General features: G+C 70.7%; 17 protein-coding genes, 1 tRNA gene and 1 pseudogene. 11 read left to right on the top strand and 8 right to left on the bottom strand.

Features of this window, described 5'->3' with window-relative positions; genetic code table 11:
• Positions 1–43 precede the first annotated feature (43 nt).
• From H7X46_RS23755 to H7X46_RS23740, 4 genes are all read right to left on the bottom strand, one after another.
• Positions 44–1,510 carry an LCP family protein gene (locus H7X46_RS23755; RefSeq protein WP_186361474.1) on the bottom strand — a complete coding sequence of 489 codons (1,467 nt, stop codon included), beginning with the start codon at positions 1,508–1,510 and terminating at the stop codon, positions 44–46.
• A 987-nt stretch (positions 1,511–2,497) separates the two neighbouring features.
• A complete protein-coding gene (locus H7X46_RS23750) occupies positions 2,498–3,358 on the bottom strand; it encodes a GGDEF domain-containing protein (RefSeq protein ID WP_186361473.1) in 861 nt (286 codons plus the stop codon).
• Between the two features lie 133 nt (positions 3,359–3,491).
• Complete coding sequence (gene dusB / locus H7X46_RS23745) at positions 3,492–4,610, bottom strand: tRNA dihydrouridine synthase DusB (RefSeq protein WP_186362863.1); 1,119 nt, start codon at positions 4,608–4,610, stop codon at positions 3,492–3,494.
• Between the two features lie 117 nt (positions 4,611–4,727).
• A complete protein-coding gene (locus H7X46_RS23740; protein WP_186361472.1) occupies positions 4,728–5,315 on the bottom strand; it encodes a superoxide dismutase family protein in 588 nt (195 codons plus the stop codon).
• 86 nt (positions 5,316–5,401) lie between these two features.
• Here H7X46_RS23740 and H7X46_RS23735 point away from each other — a divergent pair, with 86 nt between their 5' ends.
• The 3 genes from H7X46_RS23735 to H7X46_RS30105 all read left to right on the top strand — a co-directional run bounded on the left by H7X46_RS23735 (position 5,402) and on the right by H7X46_RS30105 (position 6,114).
• Positions 5,402–5,599 carry a hypothetical protein gene (locus H7X46_RS23735; protein WP_186361471.1) on the top strand — a complete coding sequence of 66 codons (198 nt, stop codon included), beginning with the start codon at positions 5,402–5,404 and terminating at the stop codon, positions 5,597–5,599.
• A gap of 129 nt (positions 5,600–5,728) precedes the next feature.
• A tRNA-Lys gene (locus H7X46_RS23730) sits at positions 5,729–5,804 on the top strand.
• 130 nt (positions 5,805–5,934) lie between these two features.
• Complete coding sequence (locus H7X46_RS30105) at positions 5,935–6,114, top strand: hypothetical protein (protein WP_255426206.1); 180 nt, start codon at positions 5,935–5,937, stop codon at positions 6,112–6,114.
• A 270-nt stretch (positions 6,115–6,384) separates the two neighbouring features.
• Here the strand turns inward: H7X46_RS30105 and H7X46_RS30100 are convergent.
• The 4 genes and pseudogenes from H7X46_RS30100 to H7X46_RS23710 all read right to left on the bottom strand — a co-directional run.
• Positions 6,385–7,392: pseudogene (locus H7X46_RS30100) on the bottom strand (recombinase family protein); the annotation flags it as partial.
• 786 nt (positions 7,393–8,178) lie between these two features.
• Positions 8,179–9,237 carry a site-specific DNA-methyltransferase gene (locus H7X46_RS23720; RefSeq protein WP_186361470.1) on the bottom strand — a complete coding sequence of 353 codons (1,059 nt, stop codon included), beginning with the start codon at positions 9,235–9,237 and terminating at the stop codon, positions 8,179–8,181.
• Positions 9,234–9,995 carry a DNA modification methylase gene (locus H7X46_RS23715; RefSeq protein WP_370588926.1) on the bottom strand — a complete coding sequence of 254 codons (762 nt, stop codon included), beginning with the start codon at positions 9,993–9,995 and terminating at the stop codon, positions 9,234–9,236. Before H7X46_RS23715 ends, H7X46_RS23720 begins: the two co-directional genes overlap by 4 nt.
• Before the next feature lie 7 nt (positions 9,996–10,002).
• Positions 10,003–10,731, bottom strand: a complete 729-nt coding sequence (locus H7X46_RS23710) for a hypothetical protein (protein ID WP_186361468.1) — start codon at positions 10,729–10,731, stop codon at positions 10,003–10,005.
• 635 nt (positions 10,732–11,366) lie between these two features.
• Between H7X46_RS23710 and H7X46_RS23705 the strand changes: the two genes are divergently transcribed.
• From H7X46_RS23705 to H7X46_RS23670, 8 genes are all read left to right on the top strand, one after another.
• Entirely contained in the window at positions 11,367–12,260 is an 894-nt protein-coding gene (locus tag H7X46_RS23705) for a hypothetical protein (protein WP_186361467.1), read from the top strand.
• Between the two features lie 53 nt (positions 12,261–12,313).
• Positions 12,314–12,703: a pilin gene (locus H7X46_RS23700; RefSeq protein WP_255426205.1), complete on the top strand. Its 390-nt coding sequence runs from the start codon at positions 12,314–12,316 to the stop codon at positions 12,701–12,703.
• Positions 12,704–12,707: 4 nt separating this feature from the next.
• The gene (locus H7X46_RS30095; protein WP_255426204.1) at positions 12,708–14,792 is read left to right on the top strand and encodes a type IV secretion system protein; all 2,085 of its coding nucleotides are present in this window, start codon (positions 12,708–12,710) and stop codon (positions 14,790–14,792) included.
• The gene (locus H7X46_RS23690; RefSeq protein ID WP_186361466.1) at positions 14,789–15,844 is read left to right on the top strand and encodes a PrgI family protein; all 1,056 of its coding nucleotides are present in this window, start codon (positions 14,789–14,791) and stop codon (positions 15,842–15,844) included. The genes H7X46_RS30095 and H7X46_RS23690 overlap by 4 nt, the downstream gene beginning before the upstream one ends.
• Positions 15,844–17,679, top strand: a complete 1,836-nt coding sequence (locus tag H7X46_RS23685; protein ID WP_186361465.1) for a VirB4 family type IV secretion system protein — start codon at positions 15,844–15,846, stop codon at positions 17,677–17,679. Before H7X46_RS23690 ends, H7X46_RS23685 begins: the two co-directional genes overlap by 1 nt.
• 22 nt (positions 17,680–17,701) lie before the next feature.
• On the top strand, positions 17,702–18,085 hold the full coding sequence (locus tag H7X46_RS23680) for a hypothetical protein (RefSeq protein ID WP_186361464.1): 384 nt from the start codon (positions 17,702–17,704) through the stop codon (positions 18,083–18,085).
• Between the two features lie 109 nt (positions 18,086–18,194).
• Positions 18,195–19,016, top strand: coding sequence for a hypothetical protein (locus tag H7X46_RS23675; protein WP_255426203.1), 822 nt, complete (start codon positions 18,195–18,197; stop codon positions 19,014–19,016).
• Between the two features lie 50 nt (positions 19,017–19,066).
• Positions 19,067–21,556 (top strand): type IV secretion system DNA-binding domain-containing protein, encoded by a 2,490-nt coding sequence (locus tag H7X46_RS23670; RefSeq protein ID WP_255426822.1) that lies wholly within the window; start codon positions 19,067–19,069, stop codon positions 21,554–21,556.
• Positions 21,557–21,566 lie beyond the last annotated feature (10 nt).

The raw sequence follows: 21,566 nt of genomic DNA, 5'->3' as shown, positions 1-21,566 counted from the left end.
AACGGTGGGCGACGGCGGTGCGTTGCGCGGGTGGCGCGCAGGGTCAGGAGCAGTCCGCGTCGGCGGCCGGGACGGCCCGCACGGGAGCCGCGTCACCGGGTCCGACGACGAGTTCCAGACGCCCGGTCCCGGTCGGGTCCGGGGCGGGGTGGGCCCCGGGCAGCGCGCCGACGAGGGCTCCTGCGGCCTCGGTGTTGTCGGGGGAGTAGTGGACGGTGGCGTGCGGCGAGACCGGGCCGGTGGTGATCTCGCCGATCTCGTAGCCGCGGGCGCGCAGGTCCGCGGCGACCTGGTCCACGGCGCCGGGCCGGCCGGTGGCGTCCACCAGGTCGACGGTGGTGCCGGCGACCGGGGCCGCCGCCGACCGAGCGGCGGGAGCGGTGGCGGACCCGGGCAGCGGTCCGTGCTCGCGCAGCGCGGAGAACAACGCCCGGGCGTCGCTGCGCTGCAGCTCGAGGTGACCGCGGGTGTTCGGGGTGTCCGCGACCGGAACCGGCAGGAAGACCGGCGTGCTGCCGTCCCCGGCCGTCCCGGCGCGGCCCAGGCCGCGGGCCAGGGTGAGGATCTCGCCCGCGTCGACACCGTCCGCGACGACCGCGCCGGACAGGCCGTCGGCGGCGCGGCCGGGCGCGCCAGGGGTGAGCAGCGACGACGTCGACAGGGCCCGGCCGAGCGCCGCCGCGAGCACCCGCTGCTGGCGCTGCACCCGGTTGGCGGGCGAGCTGTCGGCGGTGCCGGACGCGGAGGCGAACCGCAGGGCGGCCGGGCCGTCCAGCGGGACCGCGCCCGAGCCCTCGACGACCGGGCCGAGCACCGGGTCCACGACGGGCCGCTCGGTGCACACCTCGACCCCGCCGACCGAGGTGACCAGGCCCGGGGCGCCGGCCAGGTCGAACGCGACGAACCCGCTGACCGGGATCCCGGTGAGGTTCTGGACGACGCCGACCGCGCAGGCCGGGCCGCCGACGTCGTACGCGGTGGCGAAGGCGGTCCGGGACTCGGCGGGGACGGTCTCGCCGTACGCGCCGGTGACCGGGTCCCAGCGCCGGCACGGTGGCCGGGGCACCTCGAGGGTCGCGGGTACGGCCAGGTTGACGGCCTGCCCGCCGCCCGCCGGCTGGTGGACGAGGACCGCGGTGTCGGTCCGGGCCGGCTCGGGGACGCCCGCGCGGTCCGCCTGAACCCCCAGCACCAGCACGTTCCGGTCCCCGGCCTGGGCGGCGGCGTCGAGGATCGCGTCGGAGTCCGGCTCGAGCGCGGCGACCGGCCGGACGCCGTCGTGGACGGTCGAGCGCCCGGCGAAGCCGAACGCGGTCGCGGCCAGGACGAGGACGGCGGCCACCACGGCGCCGATGCGGAGCGCGCGCTGCCGGGGCGACACCACGGCCGGTTCCTCGGGCCCCTCCTCCGACACCGGTGCGTCGCCGGCCGCCGGCTCGGCCGGTTCCGGATCGGGCTCACCGGCGCAGCGGCGCCGGCGCGGGACGAGCGCGCCGACGACCTCGGTCATCCGGGAGTCGGCGTGACCGCGGCTCGCTGCCCGGCGACCGAAACGGGGCGCCGGGTCCTGGGCGATTCCCGTAGCCGGCTCCGGTGCGTTGTCCGGGCGCGCGCCGTTCGGGGACCGGTCGCCCGGCGCGGGCGCGGGGTGCCCGCCGGTCGGGGGCGGGTCGTGAGGGCCGGACGCAGGGTGCCCGCCGGTCCGGGGCTCGTGCGGGCCCGGCGCCGGGGGGCCGCCGTTCGGGGGCCGGTCGTGTGGCCCGGGCGCGGGGTGCCCGCCGGTCGGGGGGTGATGGTGTGGCGCGGGCGCGAGGTGCCCGCCGGTCGGCGCGCGGCCGGCCGGGTCGGGGCGCCCGGTGGGTTCGGCGGGCTCGCCGCGGCGCCGCGGTGCGGCCGGCCGGGCCGAGTCGGTGGGGTGGGGCGGCTCCGATGGCCCGTTCGGATGCCAGGCCGGGGCGGACCCGTCGGCCGGGGGCCACGGCACGGCCGGGCGCGCGGTCTCGCCCGAGTGGTGCGGTGGCCGGGGCGGCCCCGGCGGGTGGGCCGGCGGTTCGGCCGGGCGCGGCGAATCGGTGGGCGCCGGACCACCGGGGTGGCGTGGCACCCGGCCGCCGCGCACGCGGCGCACCCCGGTCGGCGGGGCAGGGAGGCCCGGGTGCGCCGGCCGCGGCTGCGAGCCGGAGTCATGGAGCCCGTCGGGACGGGCGTGCGGGCCGGAGTTGTGGGGCGCGTCCGGCCGCGCCTGCGGACCGGACGCCGGTCCGGTGGGTGGCGTGTCGGGCCGGGCCTGCTCCGCGGAGCGGCGGGGGGCCGCCGGCGCGGGCGGCACCGCATCGTCGGCGGCCCGGCGACGGGTACGCCGCGGGCGGCGCGCATCGTCGTCGTGCACCGGGCCTCCTCGTGGCGGGTCCGTTCCCGGTCGCGCGGTGGCCGTGCGCGTGTCGGGGGATCGCGCAGGGCGGGGGGACGCGAACGACCGGATCCCGCGGGGCGCAGTCTATTCGGCCGAGACCGGCGCCGCGGCCCCGGGGCGGCCGCGTCCCGCGCCCAGCTGGGGGATCGAGCGGCGCCCGGAGGCGGCACCGGCGAGCAGCACGCGCCCGTCACCGGCCCGGTGGGCGACGGCGTTGCGCCCGGCCTGCTTCGCCGCGTACAGCAGGAGGTCGGCCTCGGCGACCAGCGGTTCGACGCCGTCGCCCGGCGCCGCGTCGGCCACCCCGATGCTGATCGTCATCCGCAGGTCGGGGTGCAGCGCGGTCCAGTCGTGCGCCGCCACCCGTTCGCGGGCCGCCTCGCACGCCGCGACGCCGTCGTCCGCCCCGAGGTCGGGGAGCACCAGCGCGAACTCCTCCCCGCCGTAGCGGGCGCAGAACGCGCCGCGGGGCAGCCCGCGCTCCAGCTCGTGGACCATCCGTTGCAGGACGCGATCCCCGAACGGGTGCCCGTGGGTGTCGTTGACCTGCTTGAAGTGGTCGATGTCGGCAAGCGCCAGGCAGACCCGGCGGCCGCTGGTGCCGTCGAGCAGGTCCGCGAGGCGTTCGTCGAGGTAGCGCCGGTTGTAGGACTCGGTGAGGCTGTCCCGCCTGCTCTGCTCGCGGGCCTCGGCGTGCTCGCGACGCAGCCGGTCGAGCTCGTCCTCGACGGTCGTCCCCGCGCCCCCGTTCAGCAGCCGGACGGCCTCGCGCAGGTGCAGGTAGGCCTGCTCGAAGCGCTGGTTCTCGGCGAGCCGCTCGGCGGCGGCCGTGTGCAGCGCGGCGCGGGCGGCGGGGTCCGTGGGCTCGACGCCGCCGGCGACGACGGGGCCGGCAGAACGCGCGGCACGCTCGACGTCACGCACCGTCCAGACCGTGTCGGTCATCATCCACCTCCCGTCATCACCGGACATCGGTGGATCACAGGCGACGCTTGAGGCCCGCGGGGCCGCGGTACCCGTTCGGCGGGTCCGGATCGCCCGGGTCGGGGACCCGTGAACGCGGTGTGCGTGGCACCGCTCAGCCGCCGGAGTGCTCCACGTCCGCACCGAAGGGGACGGACGGGTCGTCCGGGTCGTCCAGCCAGTGTTCGGGGAGCACGACCCGGCCGGGTGAACCCTGCCGACCGCGCGGGCCGTCGGCGTCGGCCGGGAACGGCTCGTCCGGGTCCAGCTGGGACAGCAGCTCGTCGAGGTGGTCGATCGACTCGACCATCCCGAGGCTGCGCCGCAGCTCGGGACCGACCGGGAAGCCCTTCAGGTACCAGGCGATGTGCTTGCGGACGTCGCGGATGCCCTTGTGGTCGCCCATGTGCTCGCAGAGCAGCACGGCGTGCCGGCGCAGCGTCGCCGCGACCTGGCCCAGGTCCGGCGGGGGCGGGAGCTCGCGCCCGGCGAAGGCGGCCTCCAGGTCGCCGAACAGCCACGGCCGGCCGAGGCAGCCGCGGCCGACCACGACGCCGTCGCACCCGGTGCGGGCGACCATGTCCAGCGCGTCCCGGGCGGAGAAGATGTCGCCGTTGCCCAGCACCGGGACGTGCGCCGGCACCGCGTCCCGCAGCCGCGCGATCGCGCTCCAGTCGGCCGCGCCGGAATAACGCTGGGCGGCGGTGCGGGCGTGCAGCGCCACGGCCACGGCGCCCGCGTCGACGGCGATCCGCGCGGCGTCGAGGTAGGTCCGGTGGTCGTCGTCGATCCCGATCCGCATCTTGACCGTGACCGGCCGGTCCCCGGCGCCGTCGACGGCCGCCCGCACGATCCGCTCGAACAGCTTCCGCTTGAACGGCAGGGCCGCACCGCCGCCGCGCCGGGTGACCTTCGGAACGGGGCAGCCGAAGTTCATGTCGATGTGGTCGGCGAGGTCGCGCTCGACGACCATCCGCGCGGCGAGCCGCATCGACTCGGGGTCGACGCCGTAGAGCTGCATCGAGCGGGGCCGCTCGTCGTCGTCGAACGCGATCATGCGGAACGTCAGCGGGTTCTTCTCGACCAGCCCGCGCGCGGTGATCATCTCGCAGACGTAGTAGCCGGCGCCCTGCTCGCGGCACAGCCGCCGGAAACCCGGGTTGGTGATGCCGGCCATCGGGGCGAGCACCACCGGCGTGTCGACGGTGTACGGGCCGATCCGCAGCGGCGGCAGCACGCGTCCGCCGCGGGCGGAGGTGTCCGTCCGCTCACCGCGGACCCGGTCCTGCACGATCGTCACGACGACGATTGTCCCAGGCCCGGGTCTCGCGGGTGGCCCCGCCCGCCGCGGTCAGAAGCCGACGGTCACGCAGGCAGGCCGCGCGCCTGCGGTGCCCGCGTGCCCGGCGTGGGTGGCGGTCGCCTTCTCGTGCAGGACCACCGAGGCGGCGCGCCGGTCCGGCGGGAACGTCCACGGGACCGTGCTGGTGGCCTCGCCGGCGCCGCTCGCGTCGGTCGTGACGTCGAGCCAGATCTCGTTCTGCGGGTTGGCGAAGGCCGGGTCGACGCTCGGGCTGACCGGGTCCGGCCTGAACTGGTAGTGCGGGCCCGCGTCGGCGCCCGCGGCCGGCGTGCACGGCTTCGTGTGCGCGTGCGCGCCGTAGGTCCGGTTCGGCTGGAGGCCGGAGACACGGAGGGTCGTGGTCGTGCCACCGTCGGCCGCGGCGCTGGTCACCTCGACGGTCGCGCCGGCCGGGACCAGCGCGGTGTCGTAGGTGTACGCGGGCCCGCCCCCACCCTGCGCGAACGTGGCGGAGACCTGGACCTGCCGCTCCGACGCGGCCGCGGCCCCGCCGCTCCCGGACGTGCCGCCGCACGCCGTGACGACGAGCGCGAGCGCGCCGAGCAGTGCCCACCGTGCGGTGGTTCGGACAGTCATGGGCGTCATTCTGGGCGAACCGGACGCCGGATGGTGGCCGTCGCGGTGCGAGTCGACCATTTTGGGGATCCGCTACCGTGAACGGTGTGACAGCCGAGGTGGCCGGTCGTCCCGATGACGCGCTCGCCGAGCCGGTTCCGTGCGTGCGCTGCGCGAACGGCGTGCTCCTGACGATCGTCGGGCGCTGCGCGGACTGCATCTCCGACCTGGGCCGCAACCACCCGGACGAGCACGCCGCCTGGCGGCAGGAGCTGACCGAGGCCATCGAGAGCCGCCCCCAGTGAGCGACGCCGGATGGTGTCGTGGTGACGAGATCGACGATCGCGCACGGTAAGGTGTGCGGCGGCTCGTCGAGACCGTCCGGGGGGAGTTCCGGTGGCGGGCCGGGCCCGGCACCCGTCGGGGTAGGTCTGGGGCCTCTAGCTCAATCGGCAGAGCAGCGGACTTTTAATCCGCGGGTTCGGGGTTCGATCCCCCGGGGGCCCACCAAATTAGTCATTGTACGAACCGCTCCTTTCGAGGCCGTTTCCGCTGGTGAGGCGGGAGCGGCCTCTTCGTTGTTTCGGGGCTGGGGGATGCGGAAGACCGGGACGAGTCGGTCTGGTCCGGTGATCTTGACTTGAGGTACCAGGGCTTCGATGAGGGCCTTGCGTTGGTTCGCGGTGCCGTCGGTGATGATCTCGTTGATGTGGTCGGCGACCTCGGTGAGCGTGGTCGCGTCGGGGGCGGTGGGCTGCTCGTCGAGGGCGGCGGCGAGTTCGTCACGGCGGGCACGAAGCTGTTTGGTCTGCTCGCGTAGGGCGGGGAGCCGGTCGGCGACCATTTCCTCGTCGAGGGTGCCGCGCTCGAACGCGGAGAGGTAGCGGTCGATCGCGGCGTTGACCTTGTTCATCTCGGTGTCGACCGCGGCGAGTTCGGCATGGCGGTCGGCGTGGCCTGCTTCGTGTTCTTGCTGGGCCATGCTGATCGCGTCGGTGATCAGGGCGTGTTGGTCGCGGTAGAAGTGTCCGAGCGCGTGGAGCACGGCGGCATCGACGTCATCGGCGTTCAGCCGCGGGGTGTCGCATGTGCTGGAGTCGTAGCGGGCGCGAGTGAAGCAGGTGTAGTAGCGGTAGGTCTTGCTCCGGCCAGTGGCGCGCGTGCCGAGCATGGCCTTGCTGCACTTGGGGCAGCGCATCCGGCCGGTGAGCATGTAGTCGTAACCGGAAGCGGCACGATGCGAATGGTCTTCGCCGCGTTCAGCCAGGATGCGTTCGGCGTGCTCGAACGTCTCGCTGTCGACGAGCGGAGCGTGGCAGTCCTCGACGGTGATGCCACGGAAGGCCAGCTCACCGATGTAGATGCGGTTGGACAGCACCCGGAGGACTTGGTAAGCGGACCAGGTTCCTCCGTTGGTTGTGCGGTGCCCGCGTTCGTTGAGCAGGGTGGCGATGGAGCTGGAGCCGAGCCGGTCTCGGGTGTAGCTGCGGAAGATGAGCCTGACGACTGCGGCTTCGTCGGCATGAGGAACAAGGCGGTGGGTTCCCTTGTCAACGGTGTAGCCAAAGGGACGGCGTCCGCCCTTCCACAAACCCTTGGCGGCCTTGCGTTCCATGCCGGCGATAACGCGCTCGATGATGCTGTCGCGCTCGAACTGAGCGAACATGCCCAGCATCTGCACCAGCATTCGGCCCATCGGGGTGGAGGTGTCAAACGGCTCGGTGGCGCTGCGGAATACCACTCCGAGCTGGTCCAGCTCATCGAGCAAAGTGACCGTGTCGCGCAGGTTCCGGGAGAACCGGTCGACCCGGTAGACCAGCAGCACATCGATGAGGCCCGCACGAGCCGCCTGCAGCGCACGTTGCAGGTCGGGGCGGTCGGTGGTGCCGCCGGAGGCGTCGTCGGAAAACCTCATCGCCACTTGCCAACCGGGCTGGGAGCCGACGTAGGAGTCCAGCCGCTCGTCTTGCACTTCGATCGAGTACGGCTGGTTCTCGTCGTCGGTGGAGCGCCGGGTGTAGATGCCCACCCGGACGGTGTCGAGGTCGTCGAGGCTGGCGGCTTTTTTCGTGCGTTGTGCGGTGGCGGATCGCGCCATCGACAAGACTCCCTTGCTGGACTGCGATGTGTAGCTTTCTCGACCGCCGAGGCCGGAAGGCTCGGCCTCGGCGGTTCGGGACGAGGCTGCGGGGCCTCACGTCACGCAGCGTCGGCGGCTTCGTCCGGACTGTGCTGCTGTGCGTGTTTCCATTGGTTGATCAACTCGGCCAGTGCGGTGACGGCGAGCCGGTACTGCTCGTCGGTCATCGGCGTGGTCTCGATGTGATCGATGTGAACCGTAACGCCGGCGCTGTCGGCGTCGCTGGTGAACGGGACCACAGTGTTCGGCTGCTGGTCTGCGCCGTCGTTGGTGTCGTCGTGGTCGATGTGGGGTTCGTCAGCGCACATGAGCGCACCTCCGAGCCCGCGAGCCCGCTGCTGAGCGGAAGGTCGCGGGTGCTGGTCGGCGGACTTGGGCGACCGTCGACGCAGCGGACACGACCCCAGCCGGGGCACCCGCGCCGGTACCCGGCGGGCTTGATGGGACGCGGGCACGCGCCATGACGCGCGCTGTGGTGGCTGGGGGTGTCGGCGCGGGCGATCGGTAGGGCTTCGACTCCCCGACTGCACTGGGGCACCCGTCGGGGCCAGCGATCAACCGACCGACTGGACCTCGGCGTCCCCGGCTCAGCTGGCGCGGGGACGGTCGACGCGGGGTCCAGATTCCGAAGCTGAGGATCGTGATCCTTCGGCGAAGTTCAGATCAGGGTCGTCGATCAGCTCACGAGTCACCGCCTTTCGCGATCGGCTGGACGGGTTCGGTGCGGCAAAGACGGCGCTCGGGTCACGCCGCCTCGGGCAGGTCGATGTCGGCGGGCTGGCTGCCAGCCAGTCGGCGCAGGGCGATGTCGTGGTAGTCGCTCCGCAGGTCGATGCCTCGGTAGAAGCGCCCCAACTGGCGGGCAGCCAGCCCAGTCGTGCCGGCGCCGGAGAACGGGTCGAGAACGTGGCCGCCCTCGGGGCATCCGGCAGCGATGCAGCGCCAGGGAAGGTCGATGGGAAACGGGGCGCAGTGCGCGTCTGGCAATGGCCGGGTCGACATCGACCACACATCGCCCGGATTCTTTCCGGGGGATCGTGGGCTCCACGGGGATTTGACCGTATGCGGCTTAGTGCCCCCGCGATGGTCTTTGCGATGGGCGGGACGTTCCTGCGAGAGAGGTTCAAGGACGCGGCTGGCGTCCACGTGGTAATCCGGCTGCTTGACCAAGAGGAAGACCATCTCATACCGCGAGGAAAATCGGTCCGTTGCGGGGTCAGGAATGCTGTTCGGCTTGTGCCACACAACCGCGTTCCGAATGATCCACCCTTGCTTTTGCAGATGGAGGGCAACGCGCCACGGAATGCCCATCAAGCTCTTGTGGCGAACCACCTCGCCGGATTCTCCGGGGCCGATCCTTCGGGTGCTTCCGGTGCCGCTGTTGTGATAACTGTATCCATCGCGAAGATTGAGCCAGAATGTTCCTTCCGGGCTGAGGAGACGTGCTATTTCCGCGCTTGCCTCGCCGAGCTTGTGAACGTATTCGTCGAGCGTTGACTCAAGCCCGTATTGCTTGTCTCGTGAAATCGCGCCGCACCGTCGGCAGTGCTTCTCAGTACGGGCGCGATGACCACCAATCCCGGTTTTCTTCACCGACCGTCGCTGATGCGGTGTCGTGCCGAGCGTGTGTCGGCACCGGGGTTTTCCACCGACCCATTCGGCAGTTCCGTAATCGCGCAAGCCCCACTGCGGCGGCGAGGTCACCACGCAATCCACCGATGCGCTCGGCAGCGTGGCCATCACGTCGATGGCATCGCCGACGTGCAATTCCGTGCTCGGGTCGCGGTAGTAGAGGCTGCTCACTGCCCACCGCCTTTCATCTCGTGGCCTGCGGCCGGCGGGAGCTGAAAGACCAGAACATCGAGATGCGTCGGCAGCGTGGTGCGGCAGCCGTGCAGATCGGTGCCCTCCGGGCGGTCTCCCATGCGGGTGCTGCGCCGGGGCCGGAGCTGCTGACCGTGCATCGGGGCGATCAGGGCGATGCAGTGATCGGCGGGTACTAGCCCGACCGCGTCCACCGCCTCGTGGATCTGTCCGGGCAGATCCACGAGGCGTCCGCGGCGGTGCCAGGGGCGGCAAGTGATCACGATGTGCCCGCCGGGCCAGACCCAGTCGGCGACCGCGTCGAGGTCTTCGTAGAGGTCGACCAGGACCCGACTGGGGTCGCTGGTCGGGGTATGGCGCAGGCCGGTCAGTACGAGGTCGACCGCGCCGGGCAGGTCGGTGGCGCGCGGGTCGTCGATGCTGTCCAGGAGGGTGGCGTGACCGGTGCTGCCGGCGAGGCGGGCGAGGTCGAGGTTCGCTTCCAGCGTGGACTCCCAACGGGGCTGGGTGGGCAGGGCCAGGGCGTGGCGGCCGGCGCGGACGGCCTCGGCGACCACGAGGCCGGGACCGGGGTTGGGATCACAGACGATCTCGCCGGGGTCGGTGTAGGTCTGGATGACCCAGCGAGCGATCGTCGGGGTCAGCGCGTTGTCCGAGCGCGTGGCGCCGATATGCCGGCCGACGATCTGCTGGCGGGGCGAGCGGCTTCCTGTAGCCCAAACACTGGCCGGGCGCACAACGTTCTTAGGCATGACGGGGCTCCAGCGACGGGGTCGAGGGGCGGAACACGCAGGCGGTGGCGTGGATGCGGCGATGAGCGCCGAGAGCGACGGCGCGCTGGCTGTGCCGGGTCGTCGGTGGCGCGGTACTCGGGGCGTCATGCGCCAGGATCAGCCGGTCGGTCAATGTCAGGCCGGCCAGTGTCGCGGCCGGCACGATGCTCCCGGAGCGCGTCGTCCGCACCTCCGACCCGTGATTACTGTGCGTGAGAACGATGAGGGCGCCGTCGGGAGCAAGCAGCGGTGCCCAGTCGGTCATCAGACCGGGGTCGGTTGGCTGGGGTGTGCAGCCGCAGACGATCGCAGCGAACCGGTCCGGGTTCCGCTCTCCGGCGCGACGGACGGCGGGGGACGCGGTCGGTTCCGCGACCGACGGGTGCTCGGGTCCGGGTCCGGACTCGGACTCAGGCGCAGTCCCAGTCCGGTCTTCTCCGCGGTCGAGAAGGTGATCACCGAGCGCCGGTCGGGGCGGTTCGGTGACCGCGCCGCGGGCGAGTCGCAGGACCGTCTCCACAAGGCGGTCGCGGCGCTCGCGGCTCGCGGGTGCGGGTGACCCACGCTCGGCAGCGTCGGCGAGCGCGACCCGGTCGCCGGGGTTGCTGTAGGCGGTGACGACGAAGCGGACGGCCGCGACGATCCTCTCCTCATGACCGGCGTCGGGGGCGAGGCGGCAGAACTTGACGCTTGCCGGCACGGCCCTTGCGGGGTCGCGGCGGCGCCCCGCGGCGTGTCGGTGACGGCGCGCCGGCTGCCGGGGCAACGGGGGCTGGATGGGCTCGTGCGAGTCGGGCGCGCTCGGGATCGGCGGTGGCGACATGTCAGACGCTCCATGATCATCGCGGAGGGGCAAGGACACCCCTGAAGTCCGCGAAACCGGGCGCGATTGGACACGACCCCGGACAACGATGGAGTGATTCAAGTCACATCAAACTGTGACAGTCGGTAATGCCATGAGGCGGCTGACCGCAACCACTTGTTGATCTTTCGCGCCCCGGTTCTTGATCAACTTCGTCTGGGTTCGACCGCCAGTTTCGTGATCATGCGCGGGCCTGTTCAAGATCGCCCCGGAAATTCGTCGAGATCAACTCTCTTGTTCCGGTGGGAGCGGCTTGTCGGGTGACAGCAATGGAACAAGAGATGACTAACGCAGCAGCGCACAGCTTTGCTGGCAGTTCGTTAGTGATCTCGAATCTCCAGATTTGTCGATCTTCTTGTTCCGAGACAAGGAGATCGTTTTAAGCAGTTCTTAGTACGGAACCGTGCGCTGCGCTGTTCCGCGCCTGGCCCTCTCGGCGGCGTCATTGACCGCCGTTCGAGAGGAGCCGCGAGATGGCACGCCCCTCGGTTTCTGGGCACGCAGAGTGGCCCACTAACCCGCTGGATGCCGCCCGCGACGCGTTCGCGTGGCTGACCGCCGGGGACCACCCGGTGGCGGTGGACGGGCGGGAGTTCGATCACTTGCCCAACCGCGAGATCCCCGTCGACGAACTCCGCGATCTGCTGCTGCGCCGGTCCTGCCCACGCCGAGTGTGGGACCAGGTCTGGCGGCACGTGATCACGCGCGCCCGCAGCGAGGGCGGCACGTGGACGATCGTGGCCGTCGGGCTCGCCCTGCCGATGTTGACCCCCATGGCGGCTCGGCTGACCGACCGGTACGCCGGCGACCCCGCCGACGTCCACTCCGAGATCGTGCAGGGCTTCCTCGACGCCCTGCAGACGATCGACCTCACCAAGGGACGGATCACGATCCGCCTGCGGTGGGCCGCCTACCGCTTCGGGCACCGAGCGCTCACCGCGGCGCTGGACGGACCCACACCGAAGGCGCCCGGGTTCTTCTCCGCCGAGCCGAAGCCCCCGTCGGGACACCCGGACTTGGTCCTGGCCCGCGCGGTTCAGGTCGGAGTCCTGACCCCGATCGAGGCCGAGGTGATCTCGGAGACGCGGCTCGGCGAAACCCTGCTGAATGACTGGGCCGCTCACCACAAGATCGAGTTCTGGGCCGCGTACAAGACCCGCAAGCGGGCCGAGTACCGACTCGCCGCCTGGCTGACCGAGTCCGCCGACGGCCCTGTCGAGAGCGACCCCACGGGCGAGGCGGCCACGTCGCAGACCTCGCCCAGCGCTGCATCCGATACCCCGGAGCGGTCACAGAGTGTAGCGAAAAAAGTCGACGAGGGGCTGTCCAATGAGCCCCCGAAATCCGGACTTCAGGGCCGCGGGTGATCCCTGCCCGCTTCTCGCGCTCTTCGCCCGCTGGAAAGCCCTGGAGGTCCACGATGCGCTCGATCGCGCCCTCTGCTCGCCCCGCGGCCAGTGGCCACACGCCACGCCGCCGGGTCGGCCGGGTCCTTGCCGTGGCCGTGCTTGTCATCGCCGGCTTGGTGGTCACCGCCACCACGGCTTCAGCCGAGACCACGCACGTGGTCGCGCTGGCCCGCTCGGTCGACGAAGTCCTCAACAACATCCGCAACTGGCTCATGGGGATCTTGGCGCTGCTCGCCACGGTCTTCCTCACGATCGGCGGGGTCCGCTACGTGCTGGCCAACGGCGACCCCAGTGAGGTCGAGAAGGCCAAACAGTCCTTCAAGTCGGCGGGCTTCGGCTACGGCCTGGCCGCGTTGGCGCCCCTGGTGGTCGAGATCCTCAAAGGGATCGTGGGGGCCTGATCGCATGCTGGCCACCGCAACCCCCACCTCTGGGGCCGGCCACCGGTTCGGCCGCGCGTTCGCCGCAGTGGCTGGCCTGCTTGCTCTCAGCGTTCTGGTCGGCATCGCCGGCGCGGGCACCGCCTCGGCCCAGCCCGCACCCACCCCCTCGGCACCGGCGCCCTCGCCACCGGCGCCGGTGCCGCCCCCGGCTCTGCCGTTGCCGACCGTCGACGGCTGTGCCCCGGATTCGCCGATTCCGGCTTGCCACATGCCCACGCCGGCTCCGGGGCAGCCGAACCCGACGGCTCCACAGCAGCCGCCCGCCCAACCGCCGGGGCCGCCGCCGTGCCAGGGGCCGGGGTGTATCCCGCAGCCCACCACGCCGGCACCACCGCCGTCTGGTCACCAGCCGGGCCAACCCGGCGGCCAGAATTCCGAGCAGGAGTCTTCATGCGGGATCACCGATATCCCGGCCTGCGTCAACGACGCGATCGACTCGTTTTTCCGGGATCTGGTGACCCCGGCGCTGAACAGCCTGCTGGACCTGCTGGCCAACACCTTGTTGACCACTCCGACGCTGGACCAGCTGCCCCGCATTGGTGAGCTGTGGAATTCCTCGTGGCAGATCATGCTGGCCTGCTACGGGATGTTGATTCTCATTGCGGGAATCATCGTCATGGCTTACGAGACCATGCAGACCAGAATCTCTATTAAGGAGATTCTTCCGCGGGTCATCATTGGTTTCTTGGCTGGCGCGTTGTCGCTCTGGGTGTGCGCGCAGGCGATCAATCTCGCTAACGCGCTCGCGAAAGCGATCATGTCCGGCGGGGTCGACGAGAATTCCTCGGCCGACACGCTCAAGCAATTGGTGATGAGTTCGCTTAACGGCGGATTCTTCATCATCTTCATCGGCCTTTTTCTCGCCGGAATGCTCGTCGCGCTCTTGCTGACCTACATTGTCCGCGTCGCGTTGACCGTGATCCTCATTGCGGGTGCACCGCTGGCCCTGATGTGTCACGCGCTGCCGCACACCGAGGGCATCGCGAAATGGTGGTGGAAAGCCTTTGGTGGCTGTCTGGCCATTCAGCTGGGTCAGTCGCTGGCGCTGATCACCGCGATGCGGGTGTTCCTGTCCCCGGGTGGATTCACGTTCTTCGGGCCGACCACAGACGGGCTGGTGAACCTTCTCGTGTCTCTGGCGCTGATGTACATCCTGTTCAAAATTCCGTTCTGGATCTTGGGTTCGATTCGTGGCGGCGGCGGCCGGTCGCTGGTCGGGTCCCTGGTTCGAGGGTTTATCGCGTACAAGACCTTCGGACTTCTGCGTGGGCTCGGAGGCGGAGGCGGCGGTGGCGCCCCGAAGCCCCGGGGCGGCGGCCCCAAGGAGCCGGGGCCGACTGATCCCTATGCGTCGCCACGCGCTACCCCGTCGGGCCAGTACATGCTGCCCCTGGAAGGGGTCAAGCGGCAGCGAGCGTCCAAGGCCACCCAGCGCGCGGGCGCGAAGCCCGCACCGCGGCCCCGGCCCAGCGGACACAGCAAGCAGCTGAAGTTGCCCCTGGACGGGGAGTGGCCCGAGCACAAGCCGCGCTTGTGCCGGGACGGGCAGTACGAACTGCCGCTGGACGTGCAACGCCAGCGTGCTCCGAGACCAGCAGCCGACTCGGCGCCGCGGTCGTCGGCCGCATCGAGTAACCGAGGACGGCAGTTGCGTTTCCCAGCCAGTGGCGAGTGGCCGGAGAACCGGCCTCGTCTTGGCCGCGACGGGCAGTATCGGCTGCCGATCACCGCGCAGCGCGTGCGGCGCCCGACGCCTCCGTCACCTCCGCCGAGCCCGCCGCGGCCGTCGACGGCGGGCCAACAGCTGAAGTTCCCGGCTGACGGGGAGTGGCCGGAGAACAAGCCCCGAGCCAACCGGCAAGGCCAGTACCAGCTGCCACTGAATGTGCAGCGCACACGCAAGCCGACCCGGCCCAGTGCGCAGGCGCCCGCACCGCCGCGCCCGAACCGCAGTGCGCAGCCACGCCAGCAAGCGCTGCCGCTGGACCTGCCGAAGGTCTCCCCACCCCGCCCGAGCACCCGCCGCGAAGGAGGTGAGTCGACGTGAGCCAGTACAGCGTGCGCATCCCAGCAGACGTGGACCGGGAGGACACCATCCTCGCGGGCTTCACCGCCCGGCAGGTGGCGGTCATGGCCGTGACCGGTCTGCTGCTCTACGGCGGGTGGGTGGCCACCCGGGCGTTCCTCCCGGTGGTGGCCTACCTGATCGTCGCGGTCCCTCTCGGGGTGGCCGTGGGCGCGCTGGTGGTGGTGCGCCGCGACGGCGTAACGCTGGACCGGTTGCTGCTGGCCGCACTCCAGCAACGGCTCCAGCCCCAGCGGCGGGTTGCTGCCGGGCATGCGCCAGCAACGGTCCCGGAGTGGCTGTCCGGCGTCGCCGAAGAGACTGACGAGCCGGTGGCTGGCGCGTTGGAGTTGCCGGCCACCGGGGTCAGCGAGGCCGGAGTGGTCGATCTCGGCTCAGACGGGCTCGCCTTGCTCGCCGGTTGTTCGACGGTGAACTTTTCGCTGCGGACCCCGGCCGAGCAGGAAGCGTTGACCGCCGCATTGGGACGCTACCTGCACAGCCTGTCCGCACCCGTGCAAATCCTGGTGCGCGCCCAGCGCCTGGATCTCTCCGAGCAGATCGGGCAGCTACGCGAGCGCGCAGCCAGCTTGCCGCACCCGGCGTTGGAGACCGCCGCGCTCGATCACGCCGACTACCTCGCCCAGCTGGGCCAGCAAGCCGAGCTGCTGCGCCGGCAGATCCTGCTGGTGATCCGTGAGCCCGTGCGCAGCGCGCCGGCGGACTCGTTGACCCGCCGCGGCCGACTGCGTCGACGCCGCGGGGGCGGCGAGGAGGAGGTCGAGCCCACGGATGGGGCGCGTCGGGCGGCGACCTCCCGGTTGCTGCGGCGCATGCACGAGGCCAGCGAGCTGTTGTCTGCGGCCGGCATCGAGGTCACTCCGCTCGATGCTGCGCAGGCCACCGCTGTGCTGTCAGCCGCCACGAACCCGGACAGTCCGCTGCCGCCCTCGCCGGAGATGGCTGGCGCCGACGAGGTGATCACCACCCCGGCCGGAGCGGGCTGGGACCCCGACGAGGAGGACCATCTGTGATGTTCACCCGGAACCGCCGCCGCACCTCCCCGGCGACCTCGGCTGCCTTCGCCCCCGACGCCGTCGAGGTTCACCCGCGTCACCTGCAAATCGGGGACGAATGGGTCGCCAGCTTCGCCGTCGCGGGCTACCCCAGAGAGGTCCACGCGGGTTGGCTGCAACCCCTGTTGACCCATCCGGCCCGGCTGGACGTGTCGCTGCACATCGAACCGATCGACCCGCAGGTGGCCGCCGAGCGGCTGAAGAAGCAGCTGGGGCGCCTGGAGTCCGGTCGGCGGCACACCGCCGCGCACGGGCGGCTAGCCGACCCGCAGGTCGAGGCGGCCACCGAGGACGCCCAGGACTTATCTGACCGGCTCGCCCGCGGCGAGGGTCGTTTGTTCCGGGTCGGCCTGTATCTCACCGTCCACGCGAACTCGGAGCACGAACTCGTCGAGGAGGTCAGCGCACTACGGGCGCTGACCGCGAGCCTGCTCATGGACGCAAAGCCCACCACGTACCGGAGCTTGCAGGGTTGGGTCACGGCGTTGCCGACGGGCCTGGACCAGATCCGGATGACCCGTTCGTTCGATACCGCCGCCCTCTCGGCAGCCTTCCCGTTCACCAGCCCTGATCTGCCGCCGCCGGACCCGACCTCGGCATCAGCCGCCCGCGGCGTGCTCTACGGCTGGAACCTCGGCAGCCAGGGCTTGGTGCACTGGGACCGGTTCAGTTGCGAGAACTTCAACTCCGTGATCCTCGGCCGCAGCGGGGCCGGTAAGAGCTATTTGGTCAAGCTCGAAGCGATCCGGAGCCTGTACCACGGCACCGAGATCGCGATCCTCGACCCCGAGGACGAGTACGCCCGCCTCGCCGGGGCCGTCGGCGGTACGTATTTTCCGCTCGGCAGCGAGGGTGTGCGGCTCAACCCCCTGGACTTGCCGATCCACACCCGGCCTGATGGGCGCCGCTCGGCCCCATCCGATGCGCTCACCCGCCGTTCGCTGTTCATTCACACTCTCCTTGCTGTCCTTTTCGGACAGGCGTTGAGTGCGAACGAGCGGGCGGTACTGGATCAAGCGGTCACGCCGACCTACCGGGCTGCGGGCATCACCGAGGACGCTCGCACCTGGACACGGCAGGCGCCGCTGCTGGCCGACCTCCGGTCGGTGCTGGGCCAGTCCGACGACGAGACCTCCCGGGATCTCGCCAGCCGGCTGCACCCGTTCACCCACGGCGCGTTCTCCGGCTTGTTCGACGGGCCGACGACGACCCCGCCCGAAGGGCATCTGCTCGTGTTCAGCCTGCGGAATCTCCCGGATGAGCTGAAGCCGGCCGGCACGCTGTTGACCCTGGATGCGGTCTGGCGCCGGATCTCCAATCCCAGCACGCGCCGGCCGAGGCTGTGCGTGGTCGACGAGGCATGGCTGCTGATGCAGCAGCAGGCCGGTGCGGAATTCCTGTGGCGCATGGCCAAGTCCGCCCGCAAACACTGGTGTGGCTTGACGGTGGCTACCCAGGACGTGGGCGACGTACTCGGCTCCGATCTAGGCAAAGCGATCATCAGCAACGCGGCCACCCAGATTCTGCTCAGGCAGGCGCCGCAGGCGATCGACGACATCGTGCGCACCTTCGCCCTGTCCGAAGGAGAGCGACAGTTCTTGCTCTCGGCGGGCACGGGACAGGGGCTCTTGTCTACCGGGACTCAGAGGGTAGCCATGCAGGCCATTGCCTCCGACGCCGAGCACCAGCTGATTACCACTGATCCGGCCGAACTCGCCGCCATGAACGACGAACCCGCCGACGACGAGGAATACGACTCCGGCGTCGGCCATGACCTCGTTCTCGACGAGTGACCATCAGGAGGGAGGAATGCCAGTGTCCACCTCAATCGCCATTGCTCAACATAGCTCAGACCCCACCAGCTGGCACACGTTTCTGCACGATGTGCTGCCCGCCTTGGCGCTGACTTTCGGGCTGGTGGCAGTGATTTGGCTCGCCTGCGCTGTTGTGACGTTCTGCGGTGCCTACCTGGGCACCCTGGCGTTCGTCGGCGCACGCGGCCTGATCCGTGCGTGCGCCAGGCATGTACGCCGCCGCCGCGGCGCCGAGTACGCCCAGCTCGTCACGGTCCACCCCGACGGCGTCACCACCAAGATCATCAATCTGGATCATTACCGCCGCCGCGAGCAGCGCCCCGGCCGCTCGACCTCGACCGAACACCCGGACGACGCAGAGCCAGGCCCCGACGGGCCGGCCTGATCAGCCGGCGCCTCGTCCGCCAGCTGTGTCGACGCGCGGCTGACCTGGCACTCGTCGTGCCTTGCGCGCCTTATCGCAACTTCGCATCCCATTTCACGGGGGTACACCTATGTCTTCGTCCACACCCGAATCCGGGACGCTACCCGCGCGCCCGCGACGCCTGCTCACCCAGAACCGCGAGATGAAGCAGATCGGCGTCTACAACTGGACCTTGCCCGCGTGGGCCGGAAGATTGCCCGACGGGCGCACCTACAACACCTGCCCCTCGGCCGGCATCTGTCGTCAGGTTTGCTACGCGCGGCACGGCACCTACCTGTGGCCGGCCGTGCGCGCCAAGCACCACTCCAACCTGCAATTCGTGCTTGACGACCCGGACGGCTGGCAGCAGGCCATGCTCGCCGAACTCGCCGCACCCAAGTTCGTTGGTCGCTGGATCAGGGTTCACGACAGCGGCGACTTCTTCAGCGACGACTACACAACCCGCTGGTTGCGCATCATGCGAGACCGGCCAGAGGTGAACTTCTACTGCTACACCAAGGAAATCGACCGGTTCCGCCGACTCGTGGAACCGGACCCGCCCGAAAACCTGTTGTGGGTCTATAGCTACGGCGGCACCCAGGATCACGTGATCGACCCGCAGACTGACCGGGTCGCCGACGTGTTCCCGGACGAGGAGGCCATCGCCGCGGCCGGCTGGTCCTCGCAGGAAGCCTCGGATCTGCTGGCCGTGCTGGGGCCGCGCTTGGTGGGCGTGCCCGCGAACCGCATCCCGCATTTCCTGCGGCGGCTGGACGGCCGCCGCTTCTCCGAGTGGCAGGCCGAAGTCGACGCGGAGCGCCATACCCGCCGGGGTGCCGCTGCCGTTCGCGCGATCACCAGCGCACCCTCCGCTCGCCGCCGAGACCGCACCGATCGCCGACAGGCCGCGTAGTCCCGTCAGGCACTTGTGACCAGTTCAGGAGGTTTATTCCTGTGATTCTGCTGCAATCATCCATTGTGGACAGCCCGCTGGGCGGGCTGCTCACTGATCCCTGGGGCGCGATCCGGGCAGTCCTGAACGCTGTCTGGTCGTGGATACAGGTGTGGGGACCCATCGTCGGCCCGGTCGCGCTCACCGCGATCAGCGGCCTGATCAGCCTGCGGCGCTGGTGGAACGACCGGTGCCAGGACCGGTTGCACGACCAAGCTCGCGTGGTCACGATTCTGACGCCACCGACCGTGGACCCCGACGGTGCTGAAGCAGCATGGTCGAACCTCGTCGGATTGCTGCGCCCGATGTGGGCTCGCCTGGTGGGTGGTCAGCCGCATCTGGCGTGGGAGTACGTGTTCGGCCACGACGGCGTGCAGATCCGGCTTTGGGTGCCGGGAACCGTGCCACCGGGGATGGTCGAGCGCGCGGTCGAGGCAGCGTGGCCGGGCGCGCACACCCGCACCGAGCAGGCCGGCCCGCCGCTAGCGGTGGAGGCTGACGAGGGCCGTCGGCAGGTGGCCACCGGGGGTGTGTTGCGGCTGGCGCGCTCCGAGGCGCTGCCCATCCGCAGCGATTTCGATGCCGACCCCATCCGTGCGCTGCTGGGCGCGCCCACCGGACTCGGTATTCACGAGCAGGCGTGCGTCCAGGTGTTGGCGCGTCCGGTGACCGGGCGGCGCGTCAAGCAGGCCCGGCGCGCCGCCCGTCACCTGCACGCCGGTCGCTCGACGCGCCTGGTCGGCCGGCTGCTGGACCTGATCACCCCCGGTGCGACACCGAAACCTTCCGCGGGGACAGGCGGTCAGCCGAAGCTGGACCCGCAAACCTCGCTGGAGTACCAGGGACAGAACCGCGCCATCGTGGCCAAACAGCGCGGTAGCCAATGGGAGACCGTGATCCGCTACGCGGTGGCCACCAGCGTGCCGGCACAGACGCCGCCGGACCAGGTCGCACGCGTGCGGGAGCAGATCCGGGGCCGCGCCCACGCGATCGCCAGCGCGTTTTCCGGGTTCACCGAGCACAACCACTATCGCCGCCAGCGGCTGCGCGACCCCGAAGAGACATTGGCCCGGCGGCGGCTGCGCCATGGGGACTTGCTGTCCGTGCCAGAACTGGCCGGCATCTGCCACCTGCCCATTGACGAGGCCCTGCCGGGGCTGAGCCGGGCGGGCGCCAAGGCCGTGCCGCCCCCGCCGAACACCCCCACGGAGGGCGAGCTGGTCCGCCCAGTCGGCGTCTCCGACACCGGGCACGCCCGCCCCGTTGGGCTGCAGGTCAGCGATGCCCGCCACCACCTGCACGTACTGGGCGCCACCGGGTCGGGCAAGTCGACGATCTTGGCGCGGATGATCCTCGCCGACGCCGAGCACCGGCGCGGCGCGGTCGTCATCGACCCCAAGGGCGACTTGATCACCGATGTGCTCAAGCGCCTGCCCGAACAGGCCGCCGAGCGCGTGGTGCTCTTCGACGCCGACACACCCGGCACGACCCCGTGCCTGAACCCGCTGGAAGGGCCGAAAGAGGCGGCCGTCGACAACCTAGTCAGCGTGTTCTCACGGGTGTTCTCCTCCGCATGGGGGCCGCGCACTGAGGACATCCTGCGCGCCGCATGCCTGACCCTGCGGGCCGCATCGGACACCCCGAAGCTCTCCGCGTTGCCGCAGCTGCTCACCGATGCGGCCACCCGCGAACGTCACCGTCAGACGGTCGAGAACGATGCGACCCTGCGTGGCTTCTGGGACTGGTACGAGCAGCTGAGCGACGCCGCGCGGGCACAGGCGACCGCACCGCTGCTGAACAAGTTGCGCGCGTTCCTCTTGCGGTCGTTCGTGGTCAAGGCCGTCTCGGCTGGAGAGTCCACAGTGGACCTTTCGGCGGCGCTGGACGGTGGGCTGTGCTTCGTGCGCATCCCCAAGGGGAGCTTGGGCGAGGACACCACCCGGTTGCTCGGGTCGCTGATCGTGGCTCGGGTCTGGCAGGCGGCCACTGCTCGCGCCGCAGTGCCGGAGCGCGAACGACTCGACGCGTCGCTGTACGTGGATGAGGCACACAACTTCTTGAACTTGCCGTATGCCATGGAGGACATGCTCGCCGAAGCACGTGGCTACCGGCTGTCCATGACGCTGGCCCACCAGCATCTCGGCCAGCTCGGCAAGGACTTGAAGGAGGGCATCTCGACCAACGCCCGGTCGAAGATCTTCTTCAACGCCAGCCCCGAGGATGCCCGCGAACTGGCCCGCCACACCGCACCTCGGGTCAGCGAGCACGATCTTGCCCACCTCGGCGCCTTCCACGCCGCTACGCGGCTCGTGGTCAACGGCGAGGAAACCCAGCCGTTCACCCTGGCCACGCAGCCGTTGCCCCCGGCGATCCGCGGCCGAGCGCGCATGGTGCGCCAAGCCGCCGCCCGCCACACCCAGCCGCTATCGACCGCGGCTGAAGAGGGACGCGACCAAGCCGCACCGGAGTCCACCGGAACCGATCCTCGTCGCGCCGCATAACGCTCAACGC

The sequence above is a fragment of the Pseudonocardia sp. C8 genome (assembly GCF_014267175.1).
GTDB lineage: Bacteria > Actinomycetota > Actinomycetes > Mycobacteriales > Pseudonocardiaceae > Pseudonocardia.
Note: the sequence above shows the minus strand (reverse complement) of the source record. Positions and strands in the feature narration are given on the sequence as shown.

Bases quoted from the DNA above. Each gene is read 5' to 3' on its own strand.
- H7X46_RS23755 (WP_186361474.1), bottom strand. From the start codon at position 1,510: ATGACCGAGGTCGTCGGCGCGCTCGTCCCGCGCCGGCGCCGCTGCGCC.
- H7X46_RS23750 (WP_186361473.1), bottom strand. From the start codon at position 3,358: ATGACCGACACGGTCTGGACGGTGCGTGACGTCGAGCGTGCCGCGCGT.
- H7X46_RS23740 (WP_186361472.1), bottom strand. From the start codon at position 5,315: ATGACTGTCCGAACCACCGCACGGTGGGCACTGCTCGGCGCGCTCGCG.
- H7X46_RS23705 (WP_186361467.1), top strand. From the start codon at position 11,367: ATGGCACGCCCCTCGGTTTCTGGGCACGCAGAGTGGCCCACTAACCCG.
- H7X46_RS23700 (WP_255426205.1), top strand. From the start codon at position 12,314: ATGCGCTCGATCGCGCCCTCTGCTCGCCCCGCGGCCAGTGGCCACACG.
- H7X46_RS30095 (WP_255426204.1), top strand. From the start codon at position 12,708: ATGCTGGCCACCGCAACCCCCACCTCTGGGGCCGGCCACCGGTTCGGC.
- H7X46_RS23685 (WP_186361465.1), top strand. From the start codon at position 15,844: ATGTTCACCCGGAACCGCCGCCGCACCTCCCCGGCGACCTCGGCTGCC.
- H7X46_RS23675 (WP_255426203.1), top strand. From the start codon at position 18,195: ATGTCTTCGTCCACACCCGAATCCGGGACGCTACCCGCGCGCCCGCGA.